A 9,832-nucleotide genomic window follows, 5' to 3' on the forward strand; every position below is an offset into this window, starting at 1 on the left:
GTGAAGATGGTTGTTACTGACGAGGCAGTTATCCCAGATAAATTCTTCGCTATTCATGAAGTTCATGCTCTCGATAAAGCCAAGTTAAAAGACGCGCTGAAACAGGGCGAAATCATTAAGGGCGCTCATCTTGAACAAGGCGAATCACTACGGATTAGTTAGGAGAACAGCATGATTACACAAAGCACAAACGACATTGCTAAAGCGGCTAGTTGGAAGATGATTCTTTACGCTAAAGCCGGGCAAGGAAAAACAACCAGTTTGCGGCATTTACCCGGTAAAACGTTGCTGTTGGATCTAGATAATTCAAGCAAGGTTTTAAGCAAAATTGCACCAAATGTAGATCTTTATAAATTTGCTGACGGGACTAAAACGGGGCGACCATTTGACCGCGAACACCCAATCGAGGATTTGAACAGCTTTCTGGCTGACCCAGATGTAAAAGCAAGCGGGAAAAAGTATGACAATCTTGTCATCGATAACGTTTCAAGCCTAGAAAAAGACTGGTTTGTTGAAATGGGTCGGAAAAGTCACAACGGTATTTCTAACGAAATTCAAGACTACTCCCAATGGACGAATTATTTTGCCCGGGTCGTAACCACAATTTACATGATTCCGAACATCAATATCTTAATTACGGCGTGGGAACAAAGGATTGAAAACGAATTGGAAAGTGGGCAAACGTTTAGCCAGTATGCACCAGATATTCGCTTGAAGTCACTGAATGGTTTCTTGGGGCTAGCTGATGTTGTGGCCCGGTTAATTGTTAATCCTAAGACGGGCAATCGAGGCGTCATGTTAGAGGGTAACAACACGGTTTATGCCAAGAATCGCCTAGACGATCGTAAGGTCGCACCAATTGCTGAACTGTATAAATTTGGCAGCAAACAATCACAAGAAAAGTCAACAAGCAAAGGAGCAACTAAATAATGGGTAAACGAATGATGGACTACGACAACTTGCCAGTGGGTGGTGACTACGATGCACTGCCAGCCGGTGATTATGAAATGGTGATTAATAAGGTACAGGAGCAAGCCACTAAAAGTGGCGCTGAATCATTACAGTTGGATCTAGTTGTCCGTAATGACTTAGATAAGGCACCAGATTTATCAGAAACAAACGCTAAGTACCATAACCGACATGTGTTCATTGATAACTGGAAACGTAAGGTAACCCAGGCTTATGACGAGGATCACCTTGATCTTGTCATGAAAGCAGCCGGTTTCCCTAACCACAAGGCCTATGACTTCCCTGACGATTTTATTTCATTCTTGTACCACAAAGCGGTGCGGGTTCATTTATCAAATGAAGACAACACTTACAACGGTAAAACAACCAAGGTTAACCGGGCGGCACCATGGAACTTTGCTGAAACTGAATTTCCAGAGATGCAACACAAGTGGAAAGAAGAAGCTGGTAACAGCCAAGCAACTCCAGACCCATTTGCGGCCAATAATGATAAATCCATCGACATCAGTGATGACGATTTACCCTTCTAATGATTTGAGGTGGGCTGAATGGCTAACGAGGGGTGGATCAAGTTATATCGAAAGGTACAGAAATCGTTTGTCTGGTCTGACGCCAATCTGTATAAGCTTTGGACGCTTTGCTTAATGAAAGCATCGCATTCTGGTAACCGCATGATCTTCAATGGAGAGGAGGTTGCCGTGCACAGCGGAGAATTCGTCACAGGCCGCAACGCACTAACGTTTGAGATGAACCAAGGTGCCAAACCTGCACAGCAAGTGCACAGCGATTTTGTCTGGAGAAGCTTAAAAAAATTAGAAAAAGCAAAAATGTTGCACATCAACTCAAGTAACAGATACAGCGTCATATCAATAGATAACTGGGATGAGTATCAGCAAACTGCACAGCCAGCCGACAACCAACCGACATCTAACCGACATCCAGCCGACACAATCAAGAATGCTAAGAATGAGAAGAAAAAGAAGTCAGCGATTTACGCTGACGATTCTGATGAGCTGCGCTTGGCAAAGTTGTTGCAGACACTGATGGATAAAAATAATCCTAACCGACGACATAGTGAGGACATTCAAAAGTGGGCAGACGTGGTTCGCTTGATGAAAGAACGTGACCACCGTACGCCAGAACAAATTGAATTTCTAATTGAATGGTCACAAGCCAATTCGTTTTGGTCAGGTAACATTCTGTCAATGACCAAGCTACGGGCTCAGTTTGATAAGTTAGTGATTCAAGTAAAACGAGATCGTGGCGTGCCAAGTGCAGCGGCAACTCCAGAAGTGACGTCATCAAAAGATGACAGTATTCACGATGCACTAGAAACAAATGGCGGCGATGTTGAGGAAGTTATCGCTGACTTTGAGGCTGATCCGGATATTCCAATCACGAGAAAGGAGGTTGAGGATTACGTACAACGGACAAGACATTGAATACAACGTAGTCAACGCGTTAGTTGACCAGCCATCGTTAATCCGAGTGAACGTGGTTAAGCCAGAATGGTTTACCAATCAAGATTTGCAGGCCCTGGTGACCTTTATCAACAACCGTAATGGTGAGTTTCAGGGATTTATCCAATTGCGCAGGGAGTTCGAAGAACAAAGTGGCAATATCATTGACCCGAACTTGTGGAAGAACCTGTCAAACACGGAACAATTGAAGTTTGAGTTTAAGGGTTATTTGCGGGCGGTTAAGCGGGCTTACTTGGAACGATCGTTGCAGACCGTGTCACAGACTTATACGCAAGCACCAACTACTGAACTGACTAATCAGATGCAAGAGTTGCTAAACAAACTCCACGAGCCTGATGAAATACCTGTGGAGACCATGACGGATTTAGGGAACAAGTTGATCGAACGCATGAACCATGATGCAACCGACGGCATTCACTCGTTCCGGTTCGTGGATAACCTGACGAAACGTGGGTTAGTTGGCGGTGAACTGTTAACCATCGGGGCACGACCGGCAGTTGGTAAGTCATCGTTTTGTGTGAATTTGGCAATTAAGGCGTTGCGTAAAGATCCTGAGCTAACAATTGATTTCTTCTCGTTGGAAATGCCCAATGAGGAAAACCACAACCGAATCATGGCGAACTTAACGGCCGTACCATCGCAAATGTTTGCTAACCCGTATAAAACCATCAAGGGTGCTGATCGTTTCAATGTGGAGGCGGCTATCAAGATGGTTGATGCGTGGGATTTAGTCTTTTATGACCAATTTAGCCAAATTCAGGACATTGCTAACAAGATCAGTGAACGGGCAGCGGGCGCTAAACAGGGTAAGTATTTGGCGATCATTGATTACTTACAGCTGATTACTAATCCCAGTGAACGTGACCACCGGTTGCAGATTGAGGGTGTGACCCGTCAACTTAAGCTACTAACTAACCAGCTGAATATCCCAATTATCTTACTCAGTCAGTTAAGTCGTGGTATTGAAAGCCGGGATAATAAGCAGCCCATGCTGTCAGATCTGCGGGAAACGGGCGCCATTGAACAGGACAGTAACGTCGTGGCGTTCTTGTATCGGGAACACGAACAACCACAGGCTACGGACACATTGATTTTTGATGTTCAAAAGAACCGTGGTGGTGAGCTCCGTAAATCGAAGATCAAGTTTATCAAGTCCATTCAGAAGATGACTGAGCGCTTTGATTCATGACACTGATTGAGTTTAACAACGTGATGGATTTGTTAGGACTAACGTACAGCATCGGCGTCATCTTTTATCTCGATCAGGCGAGTGACTTACATCGACAGTGGCAACCACTAGTTGGCAAAAACGATGAGGCTGCTGGTAAGTTACGCACCGAAGAGTTGGGTTACCAGCGGATGGCGTTGGCAACAGCACTTGATGAGAGCGTGCCGGGTGCGATGACGTTTGAAAGTACAGTCCCCAAAATGACACGGGATCAGTTGATGACAATTAACGATTTAATTAAAGGATGGAACCATTATCTGGCGCGGTTTAACAAGAACGTGCCAGAGATTATGTAGAGGGTGAGTAAACATGGGTAAGCAAACGCTAAAGCAAGAGCAACTAGATCGGCGGATCGAAGAGTGTTTCAAGATAGTGCAGCGTGATGCTGATAACCCAGAAAAAGAGAGCATTGCGTTAGAACTGTTTTTACAACTCTGCATTTACAATCTTGGGCACCTAGAAGACGCCGTATTTACTCACGAGGTCCAAGCAACAAACGAAGCAACGTTTGATAGTTACACAATGCGGTTTGAACGAAAAGGTGAATGAAAAGGAACAATTTGAGGAGGCAAAATAATGACACGAGAAATCAAGTTCCGAGCGTGGGACAAAGCGCAACATAAGTTGATGAATGTTGTCGAAATGGATTGGGAACCGCATGGGACTGATGACCACGGCAATTTCAAGCGTGAAGTCTACTATGTGCGCGCACAGAATATTAAGGATTTCGCTGACGTTGAGCGCTACTGTGGCCGTGCAGAAATTGAAGAGCTGATGTTTGAACAGTACACAGGCCTACATGATGATGTCAATGGCAAAGAAATCTACGAAGGCGATATCATCACTTGGGAGCCCGATCCTGACAAACATCGAAACACTATTTGGTGGAATAACGCGGGGTTCTGTGCAGGGCCTTATAACCTTACTGATGCCGCTCTAATTGGTGAGATTATCGGCAACATTCACGAGAACCCGGAACTATTGGAGGAAACTGAAAAATGAATAAATGGGATGCTTTTAGTGCTGGTGTTATTGCCATGTATTGTTTATGGATTCTCATGGCGTGTGTATCGGGCGAGTATAAAATTGGAAACGTTAGTTTAACGAGTGGTTACCGGAGCTGGTTTCTGGGAGCTTTATCTATAGCGGTGATCGGTTGGGAAATGTGGTACATGACTAAGGGGAAATGATGATTGAAACGAAAGAACAAAGGTTTCAAAACTTTGCTGCACATCTTCGTACGCTCAAGGCTGTCCATCCGTATAACGAAGAAAGATTTATTCGTTTGCGCAATGGTGGTATTCATACATGGTCGCAAGACGATGAATTTATTGACTGGTGCATTAAACATGGATATGAAGACGTTTTGGAAAAAGAGGAGAGCAAATGACTGAGTTTTATTCAGGAACGGCACTGACGAGCAACAAAGACGATTGGGAAACGCCTCAAAAAATGTTCGATGAATTGAATCAAAAATATAATTTCACGACAGATTTAGCTGCACGTTCAGATAACGCTAAATGTGCAGAGTTCATCACGCCGGAACAAGATTCACTAAGCACTGATTGGACAAAGATACCAGGCAATTTGTTTTTGAATCCCCCATATGGACGTGATTTACGAAAATGGGTTCAAAAGGCTTACCAAAGTTCGCTGGATCGAGATGGGAAGATCGTGTTGCTGATTCCTTCACGGACAGATACCAGTTATTGGCATGATTTCATTTTTAATAAGGCCAAAATCACTTTCTTACGTGGCAGATTAAAATTTGAAATTGGTGGAGAAGCGGGACAACCCGCACCATTTCCATCTGCAATTGTGGTTTACGGAGACAGCAATGACTGAAACGAAAGAACAACAAGCGTGTGAATACTGCCATGAACCGTTTAATGAATTTGGTGATGCTGGTGGTTTCAAAATTGTTATACAGCCGCTGATGTGTTGGCACAGCTTGGTATCGGTTAACGTGTACTCCGAAGAAGAAATGCTTGATGACTGTGCTATTAATTTCTGCCCCATTTGTGGGCGAAAGCTGGAGGTAGAACATGAATAAGAAAGTTTATAATGCCTACGATTTCGATAAGGCAAAGTCATTGATTGAAGCAAATAAGAACAAAATCATTAGTGCCGAGTTAGGCACTCTATCAGATTGGAGATTTACGGCTGATGAAGTTTGGAGTAAGGAAGACGGCTATCTGATTGAACTCAATGCAGACACCTTTATTGGTGGTATTCAAGGGTCATCATGGGATGAACCCACTTTGCGTATGTGTTTCGGAGATGGAATGTATAAAGAAGTCAGTGTCTCTAAGGATGTATTTGAGAATGATATGGATGCATATGCAGATCGCCGTAAAAAATTCATAAAAGGGCTGGCATTAGAAATGGAAAAAATCACTGGAGCAGCGACTGAGGTAGAACATGAAAATACTGCTTCCTGATATTGATAAGGCTAAAACCGTTGCTAACGCTAATACTGTTTTGTCCCAGTATCGGATGATGAAGCTTCGTTCAGGAAAAACAACGCTGGAACTAAAAGGCAGTGGGCCAATTGCGTTAGATAAACAACCAGTTAAATCCAATGGGTACGAAGCTGCCGTGGTAAATGAGATTGATAAGCAGCTTGAGGCAGAAAAGTTTTGTAAGGCGTGTTTAGCGGCTATTGATAAGGTAACGGATGAGATAAACCAAAAAATACTTAATTATTATTACATTGTTGATAAACCAATGACTGCTGTGGCAATTGGTATTTCCACTCAGTATGGACAGTCACGATTGCACGAGCGTAAACAAATTGGGTTATTAGAATTTGCGGCAATTTTCGGCATGGAAAATATAGAAGTTTACAAAGGAGCTGGTGACTGATGATTGAATCTAGTTACTACAAGGGTGCCAACGGTAAAGACCTAATTGATAGTTACGCTGAACAGATGACAGCTGATGAGTTTCGTGGGTTTATGAAAGGCAACATCATCAAATATACGGTGCGTTATGAACAAAAGAACGGTATCGAAGATTTAGACAAGGCCATGACATACTTACGGCGGTTAAAAGAGTATGAGGAAGGTAGCGACTAGTGACGTTGATTGATTGTTTTATTGCGGCATTCACGGCAGTTGTGCTGATTTGTTTCATCGTGAGTGACGTGATGATTGAAAGGAGAAAGAAATGAATTCACCAACGGCATTGAATAAGAGCGGTAAAAAGATTGAGAAGTGGGGTCAGAAGTTCGATAGCCAAAAGGAACTGGATTTCTATGAGCGTTTCATTAAGGACCAGGTAGCTTCTGATCGTGTATCAGTTCATCCACGGTTTGTGCTCGCTGATAAGAAGCAGGTTGAACAGGGAGCGGTTATTAGCGGTATTCGGTATACACCAGATTTTGTGATCTATGACGACTTCATGCACATCCTGCACGTTTACGACGTTAAGAATTCGTTTGGTGTGTATGGAATCGATAATGGTAACCGATTGACGTTTCGCTTGTTCGCTATGCAGACTGGGGTACCAGTTGAGGCTGTGGTGGTCCGCAAACATGATTTTAAAGCTGCATGTATTGGTGTAACTAAGCAGCTGAATCTGAGCGGTCAGGCTAAGACGCCAAGTCCAATTGTTCGAAGTGACGTTTTTTATAACTGGAAAGAGGCGACTAACTATTGATTGAACGGAAGATGAGACCAGTGGAACATGAACGGTGCCGAACAGCCTATTTTAACTTCTTGGCCGATGGTTTGAAGGACCATGGCGGCGATATGTGGCGGACTATCATTTGGGCTAACAACATCTTAATCAAGCTGGATGTAGGTCATGCCCGTGGTGAATCATACTATTTGATTAAGTCTAAGAAGGGATTAAGCGTGGCTGAAAAAAACAAGATTATGTATGAATTGTTGTTGATGGGAGGCGCTAGTGATGAAACAACATCTGAGCTCAAATGAACAAGAAACTATCTTGTCTATTGATGGCGAAAAGAAGCGTTGGCATATTTATACCTCCCGAAGTTTGGACTTCAAAAAATACAGTTCTGTATTAGAAAATCAGAAAATAACGCGATATGATGACGGACAAGTTATGAGTATCGAAGGGGACTTAAAAGAAAGTTGGTACATCCCCAAACCACGTGAACATAAAAAACGTGAACTAACTGATGAACAACGCGCCGAGTTAGTGGAGCGTGGCAGACATCTATCGCAGAGTCGCGTTTAAGGCTAGAAATTAAAGTAATTACGTTGATTACTCGACATCAAATCTATTTCGGGTGTATTTACCCACAAAATAAAACAGCCGCTCTAAACGCTGTTTAGAAGCAGGCTATGGAGGAAAGAAATCATGGCAGAATTAAAGGACAACAGTTTTTCATTCAAAGGCGAATTAGCAAACGTACAATTCAAAACACGCAAAGATGGCAAAATCGCTGTACTACGTGTTGAAGCGCCAACACAAGATTTATCTGCCGAAGTCGCTGCGCTAGTTCAAGCACAAGGCTCATCTGTTGGAATCACGATGATGCCAGCACAGACTGAACTTGATACCGATGGTGACGAAGCGGACGGGCAAACCGAGTTAGATGGGATGGGAAAATAATGTATAAAAGGGGTAGAAGTCTAGCACCGAAGATACCAAAACGTGGTTCACAGGCACCAAGTGTTAATCCGGGGCAAAATAAAGATGTTTCGAAGATCACACGATTGCGCTTAACGGATTTTCCCGAATTGAACGATGTAGATGGATTGAAGAAATCGAAAGCATATGGCAGTGTTCTCTCATATTCAGATGGCGTCAGTCTTGGTGACGTCGTTGATAAGCTGGTCGAACTTTCAGGTGAAAGCAAGAAGGTCAAAGCCAAGCAAAGACAGAACGACATTGATGCATTTTGGAAAGAACTAAAGCCTCATTTGCAGCATGCGTATATCACATGTGTCACCACATACACAGTAGAAGGCATTGGTACTAGGTGGATGTTGACTATGGGAACCGGGCATCACAAGGATGGATACTTAGTCATTCACTGTTTAGATGGATCAATTGTTACTATGCAATCAGAAAATGTAACTGGGACAAATAGTTATGTTTTGACCAAAGAACATTTGACTGCATTATGGGACGAGCTTCATACAGATAAGGAAGTGACACAGTGAAGAAGGAAGAGATAGACACGATGTCTTTTAACAAGTTTATCCGCTTACTCGTTTCACTTTTCCTAGTTTGGTGGCTTGCTGGTTTTGTACTATCCGTTGGTTGGAATTGGTTCATCACACCACTTTTCAAGTTGCCAAGTTTAAACGTACCGATCGCAACTGGATTGTACACTTTGATTAATTTCGTATTGCCTACTAATCAGGAGTCGGAAGATAAGTCATCGCTTGAATTGATTGTTGGCTCAGTGACAATGTGTCTGGCGGCCTTGATAATGTTCTGGGTATGCCATCAAGTTATCTAACAAGTTGCGACTAATTAAAAAAAGCCGCATCCCCAAACGAGGAAGCGACCTTTGCTCAATGAACTCAACAACTCATTATAGCAAAGGATGGCGGTTGATGTGAATGAGGATGCGGTGATTAAGGCAGCCAAGAAGGAATTAAACAAATGTGGCCGACTAATGCGGCAAGCAGGTAAACGAATGTCAGAACTAAAGTCACCAGTATTTGATTCACAGCCCAAGTCACCATCCGTTACTAACCACACGGAAGAACGTATGGTACGACGAATTGACGCTGAGGAAGAACTGCGAGACATTTTACTGGCAATCAACTTGTGCGATAACTTGAGTAAAAACATTTTGTTCAGCTTGTACGTTGATCCATCTGAACCAAATGATACGGACGTGATGACTGAATTAGGGTTATCGGAACGGCCATATTATCGATACAAACGGCGTGCTTTATATCGTTTTGCAGAAGGGTTTCGTTACGGTGAAATCTTCGAAGCTGAAAAAATGGTCAGGATTTAGGCAGATAATCGGCAGTAAATCGACAGGCACAGGCTAGTTTTGGGGGTTATATTGGTAACATGCCAAAGCAGCGAAAACCTTCGATTTCTTGTACCTGATGGCAACAGGTGCCGTGATAGGACGTATGGGTGGTTCGATTCCACCACACGGTATAAGTGCAGATAGCAACACCAGCCCTGTCTGCACATGTGAACTGAATCCATG

22 protein-coding genes are annotated in these 9,832 nt (G+C 43.2%); all 22 read left to right on the forward strand.

Annotation, left to right across the window (positions count from 1 at the left end; translation table 11 throughout):
- Positions 1–6: 6 nt before the first annotated feature.
- The 22 genes from ACKTR5_RS09940 (at position 7) to ACKTR5_RS10045 (ending at position 9,628) form a co-directional block, all read left to right on the forward strand.
- Positions 7–162 carry a siphovirus Gp157 family protein gene (locus ACKTR5_RS09940; protein WP_407881260.1) on the forward strand — a complete coding sequence of 52 codons (156 nt, stop codon included), beginning with the start codon at positions 7–9 and terminating at the stop codon, positions 160–162.
- Between the two features lie 9 nt (positions 163–171).
- Positions 172–930 carry an AAA family ATPase gene (locus ACKTR5_RS09945; protein WP_407881196.1) on the forward strand — a complete coding sequence of 253 codons (759 nt, stop codon included), beginning with the start codon at positions 172–174 and terminating at the stop codon, positions 928–930.
- Positions 930–1,499: a DUF669 domain-containing protein gene (locus ACKTR5_RS09950; RefSeq protein ID WP_407881198.1), complete on the forward strand. Its 570-nt coding sequence runs from the start codon at positions 930–932 to the stop codon at positions 1,497–1,499. Before ACKTR5_RS09945 ends, ACKTR5_RS09950 begins: the two co-directional genes overlap by 1 nt.
- Positions 1,500–1,517: 18 nt before the next feature.
- Positions 1,518–2,411, forward strand: a complete 894-nt coding sequence (locus ACKTR5_RS09955; RefSeq protein ID WP_407881199.1) for a replication protein — start codon at positions 1,518–1,520, stop codon at positions 2,409–2,411.
- Positions 2,380–3,639: a DnaB-like helicase C-terminal domain-containing protein gene (locus tag ACKTR5_RS09960; RefSeq protein WP_407881201.1), complete on the forward strand. Its 1,260-nt coding sequence runs from the start codon at positions 2,380–2,382 to the stop codon at positions 3,637–3,639. The genes ACKTR5_RS09955 and ACKTR5_RS09960 overlap by 32 nt, the downstream gene beginning before the upstream one ends.
- Entirely contained in the window at positions 3,636–3,974 is a 339-nt protein-coding gene (locus tag ACKTR5_RS09965) for a hypothetical protein (RefSeq protein WP_407881202.1), read from the forward strand. Before ACKTR5_RS09960 ends, ACKTR5_RS09965 begins: the two co-directional genes overlap by 4 nt.
- Positions 3,975–3,987: 13 nt before the next feature.
- The gene (locus ACKTR5_RS09970) at positions 3,988–4,227 is read left to right on the forward strand and encodes a hypothetical protein (RefSeq protein ID WP_407881203.1); all 240 of its coding nucleotides are present in this window, start codon (positions 3,988–3,990) and stop codon (positions 4,225–4,227) included.
- A 27-nt stretch (positions 4,228–4,254) separates the two neighbouring features.
- On the forward strand, positions 4,255–4,680 hold the full coding sequence (locus ACKTR5_RS09975) for a YopX family protein (RefSeq protein WP_407881205.1): 426 nt from the start codon (positions 4,255–4,257) through the stop codon (positions 4,678–4,680).
- Complete coding sequence (locus tag ACKTR5_RS09980) at positions 4,677–4,868, forward strand: hypothetical protein (RefSeq protein WP_407881206.1); 192 nt, start codon at positions 4,677–4,679, stop codon at positions 4,866–4,868. The genes ACKTR5_RS09975 and ACKTR5_RS09980 overlap by 4 nt, the downstream gene beginning before the upstream one ends.
- Positions 4,868–5,068, forward strand: coding sequence for a hypothetical protein (locus ACKTR5_RS09985; protein ID WP_407881208.1), 201 nt, complete (start codon positions 4,868–4,870; stop codon positions 5,066–5,068). Before ACKTR5_RS09980 ends, ACKTR5_RS09985 begins: the two co-directional genes overlap by 1 nt.
- Entirely contained in the window at positions 5,065–5,523 is a 459-nt protein-coding gene (locus ACKTR5_RS09990; RefSeq protein WP_407881210.1) for a DNA N-6-adenine-methyltransferase, read from the forward strand. Before ACKTR5_RS09985 ends, ACKTR5_RS09990 begins: the two co-directional genes overlap by 4 nt.
- A complete protein-coding gene (locus ACKTR5_RS09995) occupies positions 5,516–5,731 on the forward strand; it encodes a hypothetical protein (RefSeq protein WP_407881212.1) in 216 nt (71 codons plus the stop codon). Before ACKTR5_RS09990 ends, ACKTR5_RS09995 begins: the two co-directional genes overlap by 8 nt.
- Positions 5,724–6,119 (forward strand): hypothetical protein, encoded by a 396-nt coding sequence (locus ACKTR5_RS10000; RefSeq protein WP_407881213.1) that lies wholly within the window; start codon positions 5,724–5,726, stop codon positions 6,117–6,119. Before ACKTR5_RS09995 ends, ACKTR5_RS10000 begins: the two co-directional genes overlap by 8 nt.
- Positions 6,100–6,543: an ArpU family phage packaging/lysis transcriptional regulator gene (locus ACKTR5_RS10005; RefSeq protein WP_407881215.1), complete on the forward strand. Its 444-nt coding sequence runs from the start codon at positions 6,100–6,102 to the stop codon at positions 6,541–6,543. Before ACKTR5_RS10000 ends, ACKTR5_RS10005 begins: the two co-directional genes overlap by 20 nt.
- Complete coding sequence (locus ACKTR5_RS10010) at positions 6,543–6,755, forward strand: DUF3310 domain-containing protein (protein ID WP_407881217.1); 213 nt, start codon at positions 6,543–6,545, stop codon at positions 6,753–6,755. Before ACKTR5_RS10005 ends, ACKTR5_RS10010 begins: the two co-directional genes overlap by 1 nt.
- Before the next feature lie 91 nt (positions 6,756–6,846).
- A complete protein-coding gene (locus ACKTR5_RS10015) occupies positions 6,847–7,338 on the forward strand; it encodes a DUF1064 domain-containing protein (protein ID WP_407881218.1) in 492 nt (163 codons plus the stop codon).
- Positions 7,335–7,616, forward strand: a complete 282-nt coding sequence (locus ACKTR5_RS10020; RefSeq protein ID WP_407881220.1) for a hypothetical protein — start codon at positions 7,335–7,337, stop codon at positions 7,614–7,616. Before ACKTR5_RS10015 ends, ACKTR5_RS10020 begins: the two co-directional genes overlap by 4 nt.
- On the forward strand, positions 7,591–7,884 hold the full coding sequence (locus ACKTR5_RS10025) for a hypothetical protein (RefSeq protein ID WP_407881221.1): 294 nt from the start codon (positions 7,591–7,593) through the stop codon (positions 7,882–7,884). The genes ACKTR5_RS10020 and ACKTR5_RS10025 overlap by 26 nt, the downstream gene beginning before the upstream one ends.
- A 123-nt stretch (positions 7,885–8,007) precedes the next feature.
- Positions 8,008–8,262, forward strand: coding sequence for a hypothetical protein (locus ACKTR5_RS10030; RefSeq protein WP_407881223.1), 255 nt, complete (start codon positions 8,008–8,010; stop codon positions 8,260–8,262).
- On the forward strand, positions 8,262–8,816 hold the full coding sequence (locus tag ACKTR5_RS10035) for a hypothetical protein (RefSeq protein WP_407881225.1): 555 nt from the start codon (positions 8,262–8,264) through the stop codon (positions 8,814–8,816). Before ACKTR5_RS10030 ends, ACKTR5_RS10035 begins: the two co-directional genes overlap by 1 nt.
- Complete coding sequence (locus ACKTR5_RS10040) at positions 8,813–9,118, forward strand: DUF4153 domain-containing protein (RefSeq protein WP_407881227.1); 306 nt, start codon at positions 8,813–8,815, stop codon at positions 9,116–9,118. The genes ACKTR5_RS10035 and ACKTR5_RS10040 overlap by 4 nt, the downstream gene beginning before the upstream one ends.
- Before the next feature lie 87 nt (positions 9,119–9,205).
- Positions 9,206–9,628, forward strand: a complete 423-nt coding sequence (locus ACKTR5_RS10045; protein ID WP_407881229.1) for an ArpU family phage packaging/lysis transcriptional regulator — start codon at positions 9,206–9,208, stop codon at positions 9,626–9,628.
- The last annotated feature ends 204 nt before the right edge of the window (positions 9,629–9,832 follow it).

The sequence above is a fragment of the Furfurilactobacillus entadae genome (assembly GCF_045862745.1).
Classification (GTDB): domain Bacteria; phylum Bacillota; class Bacilli; order Lactobacillales; family Lactobacillaceae; genus Furfurilactobacillus; species Furfurilactobacillus entadae.

Bases quoted from the DNA above. Each gene is read 5' to 3' on its own strand.
- ACKTR5_RS09940 (WP_407881260.1), top strand. From the start codon at position 7: ATGGTTGTTACTGACGAGGCAGTTATCCCAGATAAATTCTTCGCTATT.
- ACKTR5_RS09945 (WP_407881196.1), top strand. From the start codon at position 172: ATGATTACACAAAGCACAAACGACATTGCTAAAGCGGCTAGTTGGAAG.
- ACKTR5_RS09950 (WP_407881198.1), top strand. From the start codon at position 930: ATGGGTAAACGAATGATGGACTACGACAACTTGCCAGTGGGTGGTGAC.
- ACKTR5_RS09955 (WP_407881199.1), top strand. From the start codon at position 1,518: ATGGCTAACGAGGGGTGGATCAAGTTATATCGAAAGGTACAGAAATCG.
- ACKTR5_RS09965 (WP_407881202.1), top strand. From the start codon at position 3,636: ATGACACTGATTGAGTTTAACAACGTGATGGATTTGTTAGGACTAACG.
- ACKTR5_RS09970 (WP_407881203.1), top strand. From the start codon at position 3,988: ATGGGTAAGCAAACGCTAAAGCAAGAGCAACTAGATCGGCGGATCGAA.
- ACKTR5_RS09975 (WP_407881205.1), top strand. From the start codon at position 4,255: ATGACACGAGAAATCAAGTTCCGAGCGTGGGACAAAGCGCAACATAAG.
- ACKTR5_RS09980 (WP_407881206.1), top strand. From the start codon at position 4,677: ATGAATAAATGGGATGCTTTTAGTGCTGGTGTTATTGCCATGTATTGT.
- ACKTR5_RS09985 (WP_407881208.1), top strand. From the start codon at position 4,868: ATGATTGAAACGAAAGAACAAAGGTTTCAAAACTTTGCTGCACATCTT.
- ACKTR5_RS09990 (WP_407881210.1), top strand. From the start codon at position 5,065: ATGACTGAGTTTTATTCAGGAACGGCACTGACGAGCAACAAAGACGAT.
- ACKTR5_RS09995 (WP_407881212.1), top strand. From the start codon at position 5,516: ATGACTGAAACGAAAGAACAACAAGCGTGTGAATACTGCCATGAACCG.
- ACKTR5_RS10000 (WP_407881213.1), top strand. From the start codon at position 5,724: ATGAATAAGAAAGTTTATAATGCCTACGATTTCGATAAGGCAAAGTCA.
- ACKTR5_RS10005 (WP_407881215.1), top strand. From the start codon at position 6,100: ATGAAAATACTGCTTCCTGATATTGATAAGGCTAAAACCGTTGCTAAC.
- ACKTR5_RS10010 (WP_407881217.1), top strand. From the start codon at position 6,543: ATGATTGAATCTAGTTACTACAAGGGTGCCAACGGTAAAGACCTAATT.
- ACKTR5_RS10015 (WP_407881218.1), top strand. From the start codon at position 6,847: ATGAATTCACCAACGGCATTGAATAAGAGCGGTAAAAAGATTGAGAAG.
- ACKTR5_RS10025 (WP_407881221.1), top strand. From the start codon at position 7,591: ATGAAACAACATCTGAGCTCAAATGAACAAGAAACTATCTTGTCTATT.
- ACKTR5_RS10030 (WP_407881223.1), top strand. From the start codon at position 8,008: ATGGCAGAATTAAAGGACAACAGTTTTTCATTCAAAGGCGAATTAGCA.
- ACKTR5_RS10035 (WP_407881225.1), top strand. From the start codon at position 8,262: ATGTATAAAAGGGGTAGAAGTCTAGCACCGAAGATACCAAAACGTGGT.
- ACKTR5_RS10045 (WP_407881229.1), top strand. From the start codon at position 9,206: ATGGCGGTTGATGTGAATGAGGATGCGGTGATTAAGGCAGCCAAGAAG.